Here is a 17,090-nt window from a genome sequence, read left to right as displayed (position 1 = left end):
CTGGGCGGGGCCCGGGACCGGCTCACCGCTCGGTCACGGCGCCGTCGGTGACGTGCAGACGGCGGGTCACGTGGACCGCGTCCAGCATGCGGCGGTCGTGGGTGACCAGCAGCAGCGTGCCCTCGTAGGCGTCGAGGGCGGACTCCAGCTGCTCGATGGCGAGCAGGTCCAGGTGGTTGGTCGGCTCGTCCAGGACGAGGAGGTTGACGCCCCGGCCCTGGAGGAGGGCGAGGGCCGCGCGGGTGCGTTCGCCCGGTGAGAGGGTGGCCGCGGGACGCAGCACGTGGTCCGTCTTGAGGCCGAACTTGGCGAGCAGCGTGCGGATGTCGGCCGGTTCCAGGTCCGGGACCGCGGGGCGGAACGCGTCCAGCAGCGCCTCCGGGCCGTGGAACAGCGCGCGGGCCTGGTCGACCTCCCCGAGCAGCACGCCCGAGCCCAGGGCGGCGTGGCCCGCGTCGAGCGGCACGCGGCCCAGCAGGGCGCCGAGCAGGGTGGACTTGCCCGCGCCGTTCGCGCCGGTCACCGCGACCCGGTCGGCCCAGTCGATCCGCAGGGACACCGGGCCGAGGGTGAAGCCGCCGCGGCGCACCACGGCGTCCCGCAGGGTGGCGACCACGGTGCCGGAGCGCGGGGCCGCCGCGATCTCCATGCGCAGTTCCCACTCCTTGCGCGGCTCCTCGACGACCTCCAGGCGCTCGATCATGCGCTGCGTCTGGCGCGCCTTCGCGGCCTGCTTCTCACTGGCCTCGCTGCGGAACCTGCGGCCGATCTTGTCGTTGTCGTCGCCCGCCTTGCGGCGCGCGTTCTTCACGCCCTTGTCCATCCAGGCGCGTTGCGTCCGCGCCCGGTCCTGGAGGGCGGCGCGCTTGTCGGCGTACTCCTCGTACTCGTCGCGGGCGTGGCGGCGGGCCACCTCGCGCTCCTCCAGGTAGGCGTCGTAGCCGCCGCCGTAGAGGTTGATCCGCCGCTGGGCGAGGTCGAGTTCGAGGACCTTGGTGACCGTGCGGGAGAGGAACTCGCGGTCGTGGCTGACGACGACGGCGCCGGCGCGCAGGCCGCTCACGAACCGTTCGAGGCGTTCCAGTCCGTCCAGGTCGAGGTCGTTGGTCGGCTCGTCGAGCAGGAAGACGTCGTAGCGGGACAGCAGGAGGGAGGCGAGTCCGGCGCGGGCCGCCTGGCCGCCGGACAGGGCGGTCATCGGCTGGTCGAGTCCGACGTCCAGGCCGAGGCCCGCCGTGACCTCCTCGGCGCGTTCGTCGAGGTCGGCGCCGCCCAGGGCGAGCCAGCGTTCGAGGGCGGTCGCGTAGGCGTCGTCCGCGCCGGGGGCGCCGTCGACCAGGCCCTGGGTCGCCTCGTCCATGGCGCGCTGGGCCCCGGCGACGCCGGTGCGGCGGGCCAGGAAGGCGCGCACGGTCTCGCCGGGCCTGCGTTCCGGCTCCTGCGGGAGGTGGCCGACGGTGGCGGTCGGCGGGGAGAGCCGCAGCTCGCCCTCCTCGGGCGCGGCGAGCCCGGCGAGCAGGCGCAGCAGCGTGGACTTGCCGGCGCCGTTGGCTCCGACCAGGCCGAGCACGTCGCCGGGCGCGACGACGAGGTCGAGTCCGGCGAACAGGGAGCGGTCGCCGTGTCCGGCGGCGAGGTTCTTGGCGACGAGGGTGGCGGTCATCAGACCGCCGATCCTAGGGGGTGGGTGTGCGGCCCGCGGGCGCGGGAGGAGGAACGGGGTCCGGTGCGTGCGGCCGCAAGGCGCCGGAGCGCCCTGGTGACGGCAGCCACGTGGGCGGTTCGGCAACGCGGCTGGGGTCCCCCTCCGCGGGAGCGCGTGCCGGGCGGCGCGGCGCCGCGGGCATGCGCCGGAGCCTCCCAGGGCCTGGGCGGCACGGTGCCGGCCGGGGGGCCGGTCAGCGGCGGACGGCGGTGACCAGCACCGTTCCGGCGGTGCGGGCCACGAGGCGGGCCTCCCCCTTCACCGCCGGCGGGTCCAGCGGGACGCGGTGCCGGCCGGGTTCGCGGACCTCACCCGGGCACTCACGCGGGCATCCGCTACCGTCCGCCGGATGGGAAGCGAATCGGACGACGGTGTCGTGGTGGTCGGCGGTGGCGTGATCGGGCTGACCACGGCGGTGGTCCTCGCCGAGCGGGGCGTACGGGTGCGGCTGTGGACGCGGGACCCGGTCGGGGCGACCACCTCGGCGGTCGCGGGCGCTCTGTGGTGGCCGTACCGCGTCGCCCCGCCGGAGTCGGCGCGGGCGTGGGCGCTGGAGTCGCTCGACGTGTACGAGGAGCTGGCGCTGCGGCCGGAGGCCACGGGCGTACGGATGGTCGAGGGAGTACTGGGCGAGACGCCGATGGACGAGGTCGGCGCGTGGGCCGCCGCGCGGCTGCCGGGGCTGCGTCCGGTGACGGAGGCGGAGTACCCGGGTGGCCGGGGGGTGTGGGCGCGGTTGCCGCTCATCGACATGCCGGCCCATCTGCCGTACTTGCGGCAGCGGTTGACGGCGGCGGGCGGCGCCGTCGAGACGCGTGCGGTGGCGGACCTCGCGGAGGCCGGCGCGCCGGTGGTGGTCAACTGCACGGGCCTGGCGGCGCGGGAGCTGGTGCCGGATCCGTCGGTGCGGCCGGTGCGGGGGCAGTTGGTCGTCGTGGAGAACCCGGGGATCCGCACCTGGATGGTCACCGAGGGGGCGGACGGGTCGATGGCGTACTTCTTCCCGCAGCCGGGGCGGCTGCTGCTGGGCGGTACGGCCGAGGAGGACGTGTGGTCCGACCGCCCCGACCCGGCGGTGGCCGAGGCGATCGTGCGGCGGTGCGCGGCGCTGCGCCCGGAGATCGCGGACGCCCGCGTGCTGGAGCACCTGGTGGGTCTGCGTCCGGCGCGGGACGCCGTCCGTCTGGAGCGCACCCTGCTGCCCGACGGGCGGGCGCTGGTGCACAACTACGGCCACGGCGGCGCGGGCGTCACCGTGGCCTGGGGGTGTGCGCGGCAGGCGGCGGAGCTGGCCGCCGGGTGAGGCGCGGGGGCGGGCGCCCGGCGCCCGCCCCCGTGTCACGGGTCCGCCCCGCGCGGGCGGGTCAGTGCTTGCCGATGGGGTCGCCCTCGACGTCCGGGCCGCGGCCGGGTCCGACCCGCAGCTCGAACTCGCCGTCGTACTTGGTGTGGCCCTCGATGACCGCGAGTTCGACCGCCTCGCTGGCCATCTTGTCGCGGACGACGAGCGGGTCGCGGCGCAGGTCGCGCATGAGCGCCACACACATGAAGAGCATCACGATCACGAACGGCGCGGCGGCGAGGATGGTGAGGTTCTGCAGACCGGTCAGGGCGTCGCCCTGACCGCTGCCCACCAGCAGCATGATGGCCGCCACGGCCCCGGTCACCACGCCCCAGAACACCACGGCCCAGCGGCTCGGCTCCAGGGAGCCCTTCTGCGACAGGGTGCCCATCACGACCGAGGCCGCGTCGGCGCCCGAGACGAAGAAGATGCCCACGAGGACCATCACCAGCAGGCTGGTGGCGGTGGCGATCGGGTACTCCTGCAGCACGGCGAACAGCCTGCCCTCAGGCGTGGTCTCGTCGCCGAGGCGGTTCTGTTCCTGGAGGCGCATCGCCGAACCGCCGAAGACGGCGAACCAGACCAGGCTGACCGCGCTGGGCACGAGGATGACGCCGCCGATGAACTGACGGATCGTCCGGCCGCGGCTGATGCGGGCGATGAACATGCCGACGAACGGCGTCCACGAGATCCACCACGCCCAGTAGAAGACCGTCCAGCTGCCCAGCCAGTCGGCGACGCCCTCGCCGCCGCTGATCTCGGTGCGGCCGGCCAGGGCCGGCAGCTCGCCGAGGTACGCGAAGACCGAGGTCGGCAGCAGGTCCAGGATGATCACGGTCGGGCCCGCGACGAACACGAACACGGCGAGGAGCAGCGCCAGCACCATGTTGGTGTTGGACAGCCACTGGATGCCCTTCTCCACACCGGACACCGCGGACGCCACGAACGCCACGGTCAGCACGGCGATGACGGAGACCAGCAGGCCGGTGCCGACCTTGTCCATCCAGCCGAGCTTCTCCACACCGGAGCCGATCTGCAGCGCGCCGAGGCCCAGGGAGGCCGCCGAGCCGAAGACGGTCGCGATGATGGCGAGCACGTCGATGAGCCGGCCGCCGGTGCCGTTGGCGTTCCGCTCGCCGATGAGCGGGGTGAACACGGCGCTGACGGTCTGCCGGCGGCGGCGCCGGAAGGTGCTGTAGGCGATGGCGAGGCCGACCACCGCGTAGATGGCCCACGGGTGGAGCGTCCAGTGGAACAGCGTGGTGGCCATGGCCGTCGACATGCGGTCGCCGGAGTCCTGCGGACTGGTCCCGGGCGGCGGCGTGTCGTAGTGCGCGAGCGGCTCGCTCACGCCCCAGAACATCAGGCCGATCCCCATGCCGGCGCTGAACATCATGGCGATCCAGGACACCGTGCGGAACTCCGGCTCCTCGCCCTCGGCGCCGAGCCTGATGCGGCCGTACCGGCTGGCGGCCAGCCACAGGGCGAACACCACGAAGCCGGAGGCGGTCAGCATGAAGCCCCAGCCGCCGTTGTGCATCAGTCCGCTCAGCAGATCGGTGGAGACGTTCTCCAGCGAGTCCGTCCAGACGGCTCCCCACAGGACGAAGGCCAGGGTGAGCACGGCGGTGACGCCGAACACCACCCGGTCGGTGCGGGGCCTGCCCCGGCCGGGCAGGCCCGCTTCGGATCCGGGCAGCGGGCCTGCCGTGGGGTCCTTGTCGCTCTGGTCGTCCTGCGTCACGGGTGAAACCTTTCGTCCGGGCCTGTCGGGCGGAGAGCCCTCCTCCCGATAGGCCCTTACCACCGTTGGCGCAAAACTCACCTCATCGGCAGGACGTGAGCGTCTCCCCCTCGGCCAGGTGGTACGCGGCGCGGCTGTCCAGGAGGAGCGGGACGAGCGCCCGCAGCGACTGCCGCAGCGGTACGAGCACCCCGTCGCCGTCCCGCCGGACCCGTACGCCGTGCAGGGCCAGTTCATCGCCCACGTCCGCGTACTGACCTGCGGTGAGACGGTAGCCGCACGGCGGATCGGCGAGCACCTCGGACGGTTCGGGCGTCTCGTTGTCGGCGCCGCCGAGGTACACCGGGCCGCGGTCCGCGTACCCCGTGACACGGGCCCGGGCGGTGACCGCCTCCACCTGCGCGCGGTGGCCGGAGGAGAAACGGATCAGGCCGTCCAGCGCGGCGAGGTGGGAGGTCACCCTGCGCCGGTTGTTGAGCGCCTCGTCGGCCTTCTCGGCGTCGGTGAGGGCGTCGACGCGGCTCTCGATGAGCAGGCCGACGCCGTGCTTGACGCCGGACATGTTGCGCAGGATGCGTTCCTGGCCGTCGCCGGCGGTCTGCCGGACCGGATCACCGGTGACGGGGTCGGTCCAGATGCCGTAGGTGCCGGTGGTGTGGCCGGCCGCCCCGGCGGCGGGGCGGACGTGGTCCCGGGAGAGGGACCGGGCGGCGGCGTGGACCGCGGGACGGGTGTTGAGGTTGCGCGGCCACAGGTCGAACAGGTCCTTGTCGTAGTACGGCGGGGTGGCGCCGTACTCGTGCAGGTCGTAGATCACGTCGGGCCGCTCGTCGCGGATGACGGCGGCCAGGGCGCGGCCCTCGGCGGTCTTCAGGGCGACGTGGTCGCGGTTGACGTCGACGCCGTCGCCGTTGCCCCGGGTGCCGGCGGCGCGGCCGTCGGGGTTGGCGGTGGGGACGACGAGCACCGTGGTGCGCCGGAGGAAGCGCCGCGCCGTGCGGTCCTCGGCGTACGCCAGGTCGCGGATCGTGGTGAGGCACGCCTCGCGGCCCGCGGGCTCGTCGCCGTGCTGGCTGCACACCAGCAGGATCTTGTGGGACGCGTGGCTCGCGCCCGTGCGGACGAGCCGCAGCGGGCGGTTCTGCGCGGTCGTGCCGATGCGGGTGACGTGGACGCGGTCGCTCGCCCGGTCGACGGCTTCGAGGAAACGCTGCTCCTCGGACTCGGTGGTCCACCGGGCGCCGCGGCTCTGTTCGAAGCCGGTGCGCGGCGGGGCGCCGGTGTCGTGCGCCCCGGCGGCGGGGGCGGTGAGGAGCGGGGCGGCGAGGGCTGCGAGGGCGGCGGCGGTGAGGAGCGCTGCGCGTGTCATCGGGTGTCCCCCGGGACTCGGTGGGCGGCGGGCGGACGGACGCCGTCCGGGGCGGTGTGCGGTGCCTCGGCGGGCGGTCCGGACGTGGCGCGGGCGAACGCGGCGGCGCCGCCGACGAAGGGGACCCGGGCAACGGTGCGGGCCAGGTCGAGGGTGAGCGTCGGGGTGTCGGCCGGCGGGTCGATCAGGCCGCGGTCGGTGCCGGCGACGATCAGCGCGAGCCGGTGGCCGGGGGGCACGACGTGATCGGTGGCGGCCAGGTCGAGGGTGAGGGTGTAGCGCTTGCCGGGGACGAGCGGTTCGCCCCGGCCGGTGCCGGCGTGCTCGCCGAGGTCGGCCCAGCCGCGGCTGACGACGGTGTGGCCGACGTCGGCGGTCTTGGCGCGGGTCTCCCGGTAGCAGGAGCTGTCGTCCTCGGTGCTCGGCCCCCAGCAGGTGCGCTCCGGCAGGGTGGCGATGCCTTCCCCGGCGTCGGCGTAGTCACGGATCGTGTCGGGGCCGAGGTCGACCAGGACGGCGGACAGGTGCGCCGTCGGGGTGCTGGGCGCGACGGTGACGGTGACCCGGGAGGAGCCGGCCAGGCGCAGGCCGCGGGTGAGCGGGCGGGTGACGAAGCCCGCCTTCTCCGGGGTCGGGGTGTCGATCCGGGCGGCCCAGTCGGCCTCGCTCAGCGCCGGGTCGTCGGTGAAGGCGGCGGTGCCCCGGTCCGGGCGCAGGCCGAGCGTGCCGACGCCTTCCTGGGCGGCGCGGGCGGGCCGCAGCGTCGCGGTGCGCGTGCCGCGCGGGGGCCAGACGGTGGAGGTGACCCACTCGTCGGGCGCGCGCTCGATGTCGGCGACGGGTTCGCGGTCGATGCCGTTGTCGATGCCGAGGAGTTCGTGGTCGAACCAGCGGTGCAGGGTGCGCACCCACTCGGCACGGCGGAAGTCGAAGGGGTCGACGTGGCCGGTCCGGGACAGCCAGATCTTGCGCCGCACGCCGTTCCTGCCGAGGGCGTCCCACCAGGGGCCGACGTGCTGCATGCGCACGTTGAGGTCCTGCATGCCGTGCACCAGGAAGACGCTGGCGCGGACCTTCTTCGCGGCGCGCACGTAGTCGCGTTCGGCCCACAGCGGGGTGCGGTCGCCGGTGCGCGGGGCGCCGTCGACGAGCTTCCGGGCGACCTCCGTGCAGTTCTCGCGGGCCTCGGGCGTCTGCACGTGGCGGGCGAGCCGGTCGGGGCCGGAGCCGTAGAGCGGGGCGCCCTGGGAGAAGTAGTAGTCGTACCAGGTGGAGATGGCGGCGATCGGGACGATGGTCCTCAGCCCCTTGACGCCGGTGGCGGCGACGCCGTTGGCGATGGTGCCGTCCCAGCTCTTGCCGATCATGCCGGTGCTGCCGTCGGTCCAGTCGGCGCGGACCCGTTCGCCGCCGGTGCGGCTGGTGTAGGCCTTGGCGCGGCCGTTCAGCCAGTCCACGACCGCCTTGGCCGACTGGATGTCGGAGCGGCCGCCGACGTCGACGCAGCCGTCGGAGCGGCTGGTCCCGGCGAGGTCGACACCGACGACGGCGTAGCCGCGCGGCACGAAGTAGTTGTCGTAGAACAGCGGCATCCGCGCGATGTCGCCGTTCGCGTCGTAGGTCTTGGTCTGGCTCTCGTTGCCCCGCCCGCAGCAGGAGTAGTACGGGCTGGCGTCCATGATGACGGGGACCTTGCGGCCGGCCTCGCGGGGCCGGACGATGTCGACGGCGACCCGGTCGGCGCGTCCGTCGCGGTCCTCGTCGAGGCCGGTGTCCACCCAGACGGCCTCGCGGACGGCGTCGGCGTAGGAGTGGACGGGGCGGCTCTCCCCGGGGGCGGCGTCCGCCGCGGCGGGGGTGGTGAGCAGGGTGGCCGTCAGGGCGGCGGTGGCCGCCGTCGCGAGCGTTCTCCAGGTCGTGGGGCGCGTGCGTATCGGCATGCGCCGGACGGTACATCGGTGAACTCCCGTGCAGAAGAGGGCACCTGACGATGCGTGGGGGGCGTGGGGACGTCAGCCGTGGTCGTGGACCGCGACCGGTGTCCCCCGCCGCACCAGGCGCTGCTCCACGAGCGGCTCGACGCGTGACCACCTGCCGCCGGCGAGGCCGCAGCCGATGCGGGGCATGTGGACCGACGCGCCGAGCCCGAGGGCGTGCCCGGCGAGGCGGTCCAGGGCCGTGTCGACGGCCTCGTAGCGGACCGGGACGCCCTTGCCGCCGGTGCGGACGCCGCGCCGGCCGATCATGTCGGCCACCCACACGTACCGTTCGGCCTGGACGAGCTGCACCGCGCCCAGGCCGAAGTCGTTCGCGGCGCGGCCGCGGTGCCAGGCGCGGTACGCCGCCGCCGGCCCGGGCCGGCGGCGGGACAGGGCGAGGACGAAGCCCTTGCCCCAGCCGCCGATGTCGTTGTACACGTGGGCGATGATCCTGACGCCCTTCACCGGCGGAACGGTGGCGTCACCCCGCAGGTACGTGATCTCGGTCATGGCGGCACCGTACCGGCCGCCGCCGACAGTGCCGCCGGTGATTCACCGCCCGGCCCCGACCTTGCGGCGGACGCCGCCGTACCACGGGGTGGTGCGGCCGTTGCCGTGGTGACGGCGTCCTTGCTCACGCGTGGTTCCACTCTCTGGTGCGCCCGGGCGGATCGCGTCCGGCTGTCCGGCATGCTCTCGGCCTGCGCGATGCGATCACGGCACGGACCGACGGGGCACCTTTCCTGAGGTGCGGGTGCACATGCGAGGGTCCGCGTCACACCGTGGGTCTCCTCACACCGGGGTTCACCTCGCGGGCCGATCTGACAGCGGAGGTGTCACAGCACCGGTGGGACAGCGATACTGCTGCACATGACGACCGAGACCGAGGCCCTGACCATCGACGAGCTGGCGGCCCGGGCCGGGGTGACCGTGCGCACGGTCCGCTTCTACGGGACGAAGGGCCTGCTGCCGCCCCCGGTGCTCGGTCCCCGGCGGGTCGGCCGCTACGGCCGGGAGCATCTGGCGCGGCTGGAGCTGATCGAGGAGCTGCAGAGCCGTGGCATGACCCTGGCCGCGATCGAACGCTATCTGGCGCAGCTGCCGCCGGACCTGAGCGTGCGCGACCTGGCCGTGCAGCGGGCGGTGGTCGCGTCCTGGGCGCCGGGCGCGGTGGAGGCGGTGTCCCGCGCGGAGCTGGAGCGCCGGGCGGGGCGCGCGCTGGGCGAGGAGGAGCTGAGGCGGCTCGCGGCGATGGGCGTCGTGGAGCGGGCCGCCGAGCCTGGCGCCGGCCCGGACGACGAGGTCTTCCGGGTGGACGCCGGGCTGCTGCGGCTCGGGGTGGAACTGCTGGACGTGCCGCTGTCGCACGAGTCGGTGCTGGCCGCCCGCGCGGTCCTCACCGAGCACTCCCGCGCCGCCGCCCGTGAGCTGTCGCGGCTGCTGCGCGACGCGGTGGCGGACCAGGACTCGCGCGACGTGCGGTCCCTGTCCGCCCGGATGCATCCGCTCGTGGTGCAGGCGCTGCTCACCACCTTCCAGCGGTCGCTGAGGGAGGAGTTGCGGGAGTGGCTCGACGAGGAGGGCTGAGCCGCCTCCCGCCGAGCCGCGTCCGGATCAGCGGGCGTCGGTGAAGACCTCGCCCTTCTCCGCCTTCTCCACGAGCAGGGCGGGCGGGGTGAACCGCTCGCCGTAGCGCTCGGCGAGTTCCCGGGCGCGGGCGACGAAGCCGGGCAGGCCGCCCTCGTAGCCGTTGATGTACTGCAGGACGCCGCCGGTCCAGCCGGGGAAGCCGATGCCGAGGACGGAGCCGATGTTGGCGTCGGCGACGGAGGTCAGCACGCCCTCCTCCAGCAGGCGGACGGTGTCCAGCGCCTCGGAGAACAGCATCCGCTCCTGCATGTCGCGGAACGGGATGGTGTGCCCGGGCTTGCCGAAGTGCTCGCGCAGCCCCGGCCACAGCAGGCCGCGCCCGCCGTTCTCGTCGTAGTCGTAGAAGCCGGCGCCGCCGGAGCGTCCGGTCCGGCCGAACTCGTCGACCATGCGGTCCACGACCGCGTCGGCCGGGTGCGGGGTCCAGGTGCCGCCCGCCTCCTCGACGGCCCGCTGCGTCTCGCGGCGGATCTTCCGCGGCAGGGTGAGGGTGAGCTCGTCCATCAGGGAGAGCACCTTGGCCGGGTAGCCCGCCTGGGCCGCCGCCTGCTCGACCGACGCGGGCTCGATGCCCTCGCCGACCATCGCCACGCCCTCGTTGATGAAGTGGCCGATGACGCGGGAGGTGAAGAAGCCGCGGGAGTCGTTGACCACGATCGGGGTCTTGCGGATCTGCCGCACCAGGTCGAAGGCGCGGGCCAGGGCCTCGTCGCCGGTGCGCGCGCCCTTGATGATCTCCACGAGCGGCATCTTGTCGACGGGCGAGAAGAAGTGCAGCCCGATGAAGTCCTCCTGCCGCTCGACGCCCTCGGCGAGGGCGGTGATGGGCAGGGTGGAGGTGTTGGAGCACAGCAGCGCGTCGGGCGCGACGACGTTCTGCACCTCCTGGAACACCTTGTGCTTGAGGGAGGTGTCCTCGAAGACGGCCTCGATGACCGCGTCGCAGCCGGCGAGGTCGGACACCTCGGCGGTGGGCGTGATCCGGGCGAGCAGCGCGTCGGCCTTCTCCTGCGTGGTGCGGCCCTTGGCGACGGCCTTGGCGCACAGCTTCTCGGAGTAGCCCTTGCCCTTGAGCGCGGCTTCGGGGGAGACGTCCTTGAGGACGACGTCGATGCCGGCGCGGGCGCAGGAGTAGGCGATGCCGGCGCCCATCATGCCGGCGCCGAGGACGGCGACCTTGGTGACCTTGCGGGCCGGGACGTCCTTGGGGCGGCCCGCGCCGGAGTTGACCGCCTGGAGGTCGAAGAAGAACGCCTGGATCATGTTCTTCGACGTCTGTCCCGCGGCCAGCTCCACGAAGTAGCGGGCCTCGATCACCTGGGCGGTCTCGAAGTCGACCTGAGCGCCCTCGACGGCGGCGGCCATGATGTTGCGCGGGGCCGGGTGGGGGGCGCCGCCGGTCTGCTTGCGCAGGTTGGCCGGGAAGGCGGGCAGGTTGGCGGCGAACTTCGGGTGCGACGGGGTGCCGCCGGGGATGCGGTAGCCGGGCCGGTCCCAGGGCTGCGCGGACTCGGGATGGGCGTCGATGAAGGCGCGGGCCCTGGCGAGCATCTCCTCGCGGGTCTCGGCGACCTCGTCGACCAGGCCGTTCTCCAAGGCGCGGCGCGGGCTGTACTGGGTGCCCTGGAGGAGCACCTTCAGCAGCGCGTCGGTGATGCCGAGCAGGCGCACGGTGCGGACCACGCCGCCGCCTCCGGGCAGCAGGCCCAGGGTGACCTCGGGGCAGCCGATCTTGGAGCCGGGGGCGTCCAGGGCGATGCGGTGGTGGCAGGCCAGGGCGATCTCGTAACCGCCGCCGAGGGCGGCGCCGTTGATGGCGGCGACCACGGGCTTGCCGAGGGTCTCCATGCGGCGCAGCCGGCGCTTGAAGGCCAGGCCGCCGTCGAACAGGTCCTGGGCGGTGTCGGGGGTGACCCGGATCAGGTCGCGCAGGTCGCCGCCGGCGAAGAAGGTCTTCTTGGCGGAGGTGAGGATGACGCCGCGGATCGAGTCCTTCTCCGCCTCCAGGCGGTCGGTGATCGCGGCGAAGGAGTCGCGGAACGCCTTGTTCACGGTGTTCGCGGACTGGTGGGGGTCGTCGAGGACGAGGGTGACGACGCCGGTGTCGTCCTGCTCCCAGCGGATGGTGGTGGACTCGCTGCTCATGAGGGTGTGCTCCAGGTGATCCGTCGGGAGGGGGTCAGACGCGCTCGACGATGGTGGCGATGCCCATGCCGCCGCCGACGCAGAGCGTGGCGAGCCCGTAGCGCTTGTCGCGGCGCTCCAGTTCGTCGACGAGGGTGCCGAGGATCATCGCGCCGGTCGCGCCGAGCGGGTGGCCCAGCGCGATGGCGCCGCCGTTGACGTTGACCTTGTCCAGCGACAGGCCCATGTCCTTCACGAACCGCAGCACGACGGCCGCGAACGCCTCGTTGATCTCGACCAGGTCGATGTCGTCGATGGTCAGCCCGGCCTTGGCGAGCGCCTTGCGGGTGGCGGGCGCCGGCCCCGTCAGCATGATCGTGGGGTCGGAGCCGGAGACGGCGGCGGAGACGATCCGGGCGCGCGGGGTGAGGCCGTGGCGCTCGCCGACCTCCTTGGAGCCGACGACGACCAGGGCGGCGCCGTCGACGATGCCGGAGGAGTTGCCCGCGTGGTGGACGTGGTCGATCCTCTCCACCCAGTGGTACTTCTGCAGCGCGACGGCGTCGAAGCCGCCCAGCTCGCCGATGTCCGCGAAGGACGGCTTGAGCTTCGCGAGGGAGTCGGCGGTGGTGCCGGGGCGCAGGTGCTCGTCGTGGTCGAGGACGACCAGGCCGCTGCGGTCCCTCACCGGGACGACGGACCGCCCGAAGCGGCCCTCCTTCCATGCCGTGGCCGCCCGCTCCTGGGAGAGGGCGGCGTACTCGTCGACGTCCCGCCGGGAGAAGCCCTCCAGGGTGGCGATGAGGTCCGCGCCGATGCCCTGCGGCACGAAGTTGACCTCGAGGTTGGTCATCGGGTCGTTGAACCAGGCGCCGCCGTCGCTGCCCATGGGCACGCGGGACATGGACTCCACGCCGCCCGCGAGGACCAGGTCCTCCCAGCCCGAACGGACCTTCATCGCGGCCATGTTGACCGCTTCGAGCCCGGAGGCGCAGAAGCGGTTCTCCTGCACGCCGGCCACCGTGTCCGGCAGGCCCGAGGCGACGGCGGCGATCCGGGCGATGTCGGAGCCCTGGTCGCCCAGCGGACTGACGACGCCGAGCACGATGTCGTCGACGGCGGCCGGGTCGAGTCCGGGGAAGCGGGCGCGGATCTCGTGGATCAGCCCGACGACCAGGTCGACGGGCTTGGTGCCGTGCAGGGCGCCGTTCGCCTTGCCGCGCCCGCGCGGGGTGCGGATCGCGTCGTACACATACGCTTCGGTGCTCACGAGGAGGCCTTTCGCTGAGGGTTCGAGGGCGGGGACACCAGGCCGGGTACGTCCCAGTCGCGGGCCACGTCCTCGGTGTCGGCGCCCGGCCGGGCGGGCCCGGTGCGGACGGTGGCGGGCGTCGCGGAGAACCGCGGCGCGGGTGCGGGCTGGGTGATGCCCGCGTGGTCGGTGAAGGTGGCGCGGGCGGCGAGGTGCGGGTGGCGCGGGGCCTCGCGCAGCGACAGCACCGGCGCCACGCACGCGTCGGTGCCCTCGAAGACGGCCGTCCACGCGTCGCGGGTGCGGGAGGCGAACCGCCCGGCGACCCGGGCGCGCAGCTCCGGCCAGCGGGTGACGTCGCCGTGCGCCCCGGCGAGGTCCTCCAGGTCCAGCAGGCGCAGGAACTCGGCGTAGAACCGCGGCTCCAGCGCGCCGACGGCCATGTGCCCGCCGTCGGCCGTCCCGTAGGTGCCGTAGTAGGGGCAGCCGCCGTCGAGGAGGTTGGCGCCGCGGCGGTCCTGCCAGACGCCGGCGGCGAGCATGCCGTGGATCATCGAGGTGAGGTGGGCGGTGCCGTCCACGACGGCGGCGTCGACGACCTGTCCGGCGCCGGTGGCGCGGGCGTGGTGGAGGGCGGCGAGGACGCCCACCACCAGGTACAGGGAGCCGCCCGCGTAGTCGCCGAGGAGGTTGGCGGGGGCGACCGGGGCCCGGCCGGGTTCGCCGGTCATGCCGAGGGCGCCGGTGACGGCGATGTAGCCGATGTCGTGTCCGGCGCGGTCGGCGAGGGGGCCGTCCTGGCCCCAGCCGGTCATCCGGCCGTAGACCAGGCGCGGGTTGCGGGCCCGGCAGTCCTCGGGGCCGACGCCGAGGCGCTCGGCGACACCGGGGCGGTAGCCCTCGATGAGGATGTCGGCGCGCTCGGCGAGCCCGAGGACGCGGCCGGGGCCGTCCGGGGCCTTCAGGTCGACGACCACGGAGCGCTTGTTGCGGTTGGTGACGTCCCGGGCGGGGTCGATGCCGAGTCCGGGGCCGCCGGGACGGTCGACGCGTACGACGTCGGCGCCCAGGTCGGCGAGGAGCATGGCGGCGAACGGGCCGGGGCCGATGCCGGCCAGCTCGACCACGCGCACGCCGGTGAGCGGGCCGTGGTCCGGCGCCGTCGCCTCCGTCATCGAACCCCCATCGACTGTGACACTTCTGGTGTAACACCTGCGATGTTAAGAACACCGCCCACCGGGCACAAGGGCGGGCGAGCAAGCGCTTGGCCACTCTACGGGGGCGGTCTCCGGGCCGCCCCCGCTCCGGCCGTCTCAGCGGGCCCCCGGCTCCGCCGCCCGCGCGTCGAGCCCGGCCGCCCGCCGCTCGGTGGCGACCGTGCGGCAGCTCTCCTCCGCCCGGTCGCACAGCAGCCCGGCCGCCGGGGCGCCCGCGGGCTCCGGCGGGACGCGGACCCGGCCGGCCCGGCCCGGGCCGTACCCGGCGGGCTCGGCGCCCGGGCAGGCGGGTGCGTGGGCGTGCGCCGTCTCGTCCGTCAGCGTCACGGTCACCCCGAGCGGGTGACTTCCGTCGTCGACGCCCGGGAAGACGAACACCTTCCGGTCGGCCTCGGCGACCGTCTCGCCCCAGGGGTGATCCCCGACGGCGCCCGGCAGGCGCAGGGCCCGGTCGCGTACTTTCTCCCGCTTCCTCAGGGCGTTCCGCGGCACGGCCATCGCTTTCCTCCGGACTCGTCGTCGGGCTCCGCACCCCTCACGCTAGCCTCGGCCACCGACAGCGGCGCGGCTGCACGACCAAGGGGTGTCATGAGCAGGCTGAACAGGACGGACCGTCCGTACGACATCGTGCTCTTCGGGGCCACCGGCTTCGCCGGGGCGCTGACCGCGGAGTACCTGGCCGCCCACGCGCCGGAGGACCTGCGCTGGGCGGTCGCGGGACGCAGCGAACGGAAACTCGAGGAGCTGCGGGAGCGGCTGCCCGGCGGCGAGAAGGCGGGCGTGCTGCGGGCGGACGTGTCCGAGCCGGCCACGCTGCGCGCCCTCGCCGAGCAGGCGCGCGTGGTCGCCACCACCGTGGGGCCCTACGTCGAGTACGGCGAGGAACTCGTCGCCGCCTGCGCGGACACCGGCGCGGACTACGCCGACCTGACGGGCGAGCCGGAGTTCGTGGACCTGATGTACGTCCGCCACGACGCCCGCGCGCGGGAGACCGGCGCGCGGCTGGTGCACGCCTGCGGCTTCGACTCGGTGCCGCACGACCTGGGCGCGTACTTCACGGTGCGGCAGCTGCCGGCGGACGTGCCGCTGACGGTCGACGGGTACGTCACCGCCGACGCGGCCTTCTCGGGCGGCACGTTCGCCTCGGCGCTGAACCAGTTCGCCCGCCCTGGCAGGCTGCGCGCCGCCGCACGGGACCGCCGGCGCCACGAGCCCCGGCTGGTGGGCCGCCGCGCCTCCGCGCCGACGGGCGCCCCGCGTTACGCGCCGGAGGTCGACGCGTGGGCGCTTCCGTTGCCGACGATCGACGGCCAGATCGTGCGCCGCTCGGCGAAGGCGATCGCCCGCTACGGCCCGGACTTCCGCTACCGCCACTACGCCGCGGTGCGCAGTCTGCCGGTCGCCCTGGGCGGCGTGGCCGCGGTCGGCACGCTGGTCGCGGCGGCCCAGGTCCCGCCGCTGCGCCGCGCCCTGTCCGCCCGCCTCGCGCCGGGGGACGGCCCGAGCCCCGAGAAGCGGGCCCGCAGCTGGTTCACGGTCCGCTTCGTCGGCGAGGGCGGCGGCCGCCGGGTCTACACGGAGGTCTCGGGCGGCGACCCGGGCTACGACGAGACGGCGAAGATGCTCGCCGAGAGCGCGCTGTGCCTGGCCCTCGACGACCTGCCCCCGACGTCGGGTCAGGTCACGACGGCGGTGGCGATGGGGGACGCGCTGATCGGACGCCTGCGGGAGGCGGGGATCGGGTTCCGGGTGGCGGCGGTTCGCTGACGGCCGTCGAAGCCCTCGCGGGCACCGGCGTCAGAGCGGCCAGGCGAGCAGGGTGTAGATCATGCCCGCCACCCAGCCCAGGCCCGCCAGGACCGCGAGGGTGAGGGCCAGGGTGACGGCTCGGTCGGTGAGGCGTACGGGGGAACGCCGGCTGCGGTGGGTCGACATGGCGAACACCCTGCCGTCGGGCGGCCGTTCGGGCATCCGTACGCGTACTCAGTCCGCCGTGGGTGCAGGTGCTGCCTCGCGGAGGGCGCGGCGGCACAGGGCGTCCGCCCTGCGGGTGGTCTCGGGGAGGCGGTAGGCGGGGGCCAGCGCGAGCGTGTGGGCGCAGGCGTTGTCCAGGCTCACCCGGTGGCCCACCGACACGAACACCGGTTTGACGGCGTCCCGGGTGCGCAGCGCGCGGCCGATCTCCTCGTGGCCGGCGAGGAGGGGGGAGGTGCTGCCGCGCGGGGCGGCGGGTTCGGCGTAGGTGAAGGTGAAGGGGTTCTTGGCCACGCCGATCGTGGGGAGGCCGGTGAGGACGCCGAGGTGGCTGGCGAGGCCGAAGCGGCGGGGGTGGGCGAGGCCGTAACCGTCGCAGACCACCAGGCCGGGCGCGCAGGGCAGGGCGTCGAGGGCGGTCAGCACGGTGGGGATCTCGCGGAACGCCAGCAGCCCGGGAACGTACGGGAAGGAGATCCGCCCCACGGCCGTGGACTCGGCGACGACGTCCAGACTCCCCGCGTCGAGGACGACGGCCGCGGCGGCGACCACGTCCCGCTCGTCGTCGTAGGCCACGTCGACGCCGGTGACGTGGCCGGTGCCGGGCGGCGGCCCCGGTTCGCCGAGCACCACCTTCGCGCGGAGCGCGTCCTGGACCGCGCGGGCCTCTTCCTCGGTGACGGGCCAGCCGGCCGGTGTGCGTACGGTCGTCGTCATGGTGCCCCGAGCCTACG

The 17,090-nt window shown here is 74.4% G+C and carries 14 protein-coding genes; 3 read left to right on the top strand and 11 right to left on the bottom strand.

Translation table 11 applies throughout. The annotated features are described in order from the left end of the window. Positions 1-22 precede the first annotated feature (22 nt). Positions 23-1,663: an ABC-F family ATP-binding cassette domain-containing protein gene (locus ACIQ8B_RS30920; protein ID WP_403551394.1), complete on the bottom strand. Its 1,641-nt coding sequence runs from the start codon at positions 1,661-1,663 to the stop codon at positions 23-25. Between the two features lie 391 nt (positions 1,664-2,054). Here ACIQ8B_RS30920 and ACIQ8B_RS30915 point away from each other — a divergent pair, with 391 nt between their 5' ends. Beyond that, positions 2,055-3,008, top strand: coding sequence for an FAD-dependent oxidoreductase (locus ACIQ8B_RS30915; RefSeq protein ID WP_403551392.1), 954 nt, complete (start codon positions 2,055-2,057; stop codon positions 3,006-3,008). A gap of 61 nt (positions 3,009-3,069) precedes the next feature. On the opposite strand, the gene ACIQ8B_RS30910 is transcribed toward ACIQ8B_RS30915, so the two are convergent. From ACIQ8B_RS30910 to ACIQ8B_RS30895, 4 genes are all read right to left on the bottom strand, one after another. Beyond that, a complete protein-coding gene (locus ACIQ8B_RS30910; RefSeq protein WP_290011540.1) occupies positions 3,070-4,791 on the bottom strand; it encodes a BCCT family transporter in 1,722 nt (573 codons plus the stop codon). Between the two features lie 82 nt (positions 4,792-4,873). Further along, positions 4,874-6,160, bottom strand: a complete 1,287-nt coding sequence (locus ACIQ8B_RS30905) for a M14 family metallocarboxypeptidase (protein ID WP_403551390.1) — start codon at positions 6,158-6,160, stop codon at positions 4,874-4,876. Next, on the bottom strand, positions 6,157-8,100 hold the full coding sequence (locus tag ACIQ8B_RS30900; protein ID WP_403551388.1) for a Xaa-Pro dipeptidyl-peptidase: 1,944 nt from the start codon (positions 8,098-8,100) through the stop codon (positions 6,157-6,159). Before ACIQ8B_RS30900 ends, ACIQ8B_RS30905 begins: the two co-directional genes overlap by 4 nt. A 72-nt stretch (positions 8,101-8,172) precedes the next feature. Then, positions 8,173-8,649, bottom strand: a complete 477-nt coding sequence (locus tag ACIQ8B_RS30895) for an Appr-1-p processing protein (protein WP_403551386.1) — start codon at positions 8,647-8,649, stop codon at positions 8,173-8,175. A 360-nt stretch (positions 8,650-9,009) separates the two neighbouring features. On the opposite strand from ACIQ8B_RS30895, the gene ACIQ8B_RS30890 reads away from it, so the two are divergent. Further along, the gene (locus tag ACIQ8B_RS30890) at positions 9,010-9,726 is read left to right on the top strand and encodes a MerR family transcriptional regulator (RefSeq protein WP_290011536.1); all 717 of its coding nucleotides are present in this window, start codon (positions 9,010-9,012) and stop codon (positions 9,724-9,726) included. A gap of 27 nt (positions 9,727-9,753) precedes the next feature. On the opposite strand, the gene ACIQ8B_RS30885 is transcribed toward ACIQ8B_RS30890, so the two are convergent. The 4 genes from ACIQ8B_RS30885 to ACIQ8B_RS30870 all read right to left on the bottom strand — a co-directional run bounded on the left by ACIQ8B_RS30885 (position 9,754) and on the right by ACIQ8B_RS30870 (position 14,880). Beyond that, complete coding sequence (locus ACIQ8B_RS30885) at positions 9,754-11,934, bottom strand: 3-hydroxyacyl-CoA dehydrogenase NAD-binding domain-containing protein (RefSeq protein WP_403551384.1); 2,181 nt, start codon at positions 11,932-11,934, stop codon at positions 9,754-9,756. 34 nt (positions 11,935-11,968) lie between these two features. After that, the gene (locus tag ACIQ8B_RS30880) at positions 11,969-13,183 is read right to left on the bottom strand and encodes an acetyl-CoA C-acetyltransferase (protein ID WP_403551382.1); all 1,215 of its coding nucleotides are present in this window, start codon (positions 13,181-13,183) and stop codon (positions 11,969-11,971) included. After that, positions 13,180-14,340: a CaiB/BaiF CoA transferase family protein gene (locus ACIQ8B_RS30875; RefSeq protein WP_403551380.1), complete on the bottom strand. Its 1,161-nt coding sequence runs from the start codon at positions 14,338-14,340 to the stop codon at positions 13,180-13,182. The genes ACIQ8B_RS30880 and ACIQ8B_RS30875 overlap by 4 nt, the downstream gene beginning before the upstream one ends. 138 nt (positions 14,341-14,478) lie before the next feature. Further along, a complete protein-coding gene (locus ACIQ8B_RS30870; RefSeq protein ID WP_403551378.1) occupies positions 14,479-14,880 on the bottom strand; it encodes an MmcQ/YjbR family DNA-binding protein in 402 nt (133 codons plus the stop codon). Between the two features lie 90 nt (positions 14,881-14,970). Between ACIQ8B_RS30870 and ACIQ8B_RS30865 the strand changes: the two genes are divergently transcribed. Next, positions 14,971-16,149 (top strand): saccharopine dehydrogenase family protein, encoded by a 1,179-nt coding sequence (locus ACIQ8B_RS30865; protein ID WP_403551376.1) that lies wholly within the window; start codon positions 14,971-14,973, stop codon positions 16,147-16,149. Positions 16,150-16,179: 30 nt separating this feature from the next. On the opposite strand, the gene mmpA is transcribed toward ACIQ8B_RS30865, so the two are convergent. Together mmpA and ACIQ8B_RS30855 are read right to left on the bottom strand one after the other, a co-directional pair. Next, entirely contained in the window at positions 16,180-16,317 is a 138-nt protein-coding gene (mmpA, locus tag ACIQ8B_RS30860; protein WP_290011145.1) for a morphogenic membrane protein MmpA, read from the bottom strand. Positions 16,318-16,365: 48 nt separating this feature from the next. Continuing rightward, positions 16,366-17,073: an endonuclease V gene (locus ACIQ8B_RS30855; RefSeq protein ID WP_403551374.1), complete on the bottom strand. Its 708-nt coding sequence runs from the start codon at positions 17,071-17,073 to the stop codon at positions 16,366-16,368. Between the last annotated feature and the right edge of the window lie 17 nt (positions 17,074-17,090).

It is taken from the genome of Streptomyces sp. NPDC096105 (assembly GCF_044763335.1).
Taxonomy (GTDB): Bacteria; Actinomycetota; Actinomycetes; order Streptomycetales; family Streptomycetaceae; genus Streptomyces.
The sequence above is the reverse complement of the archived record's forward strand: the minus strand, read 5'-3'. Positions and strand labels throughout refer to the sequence as shown.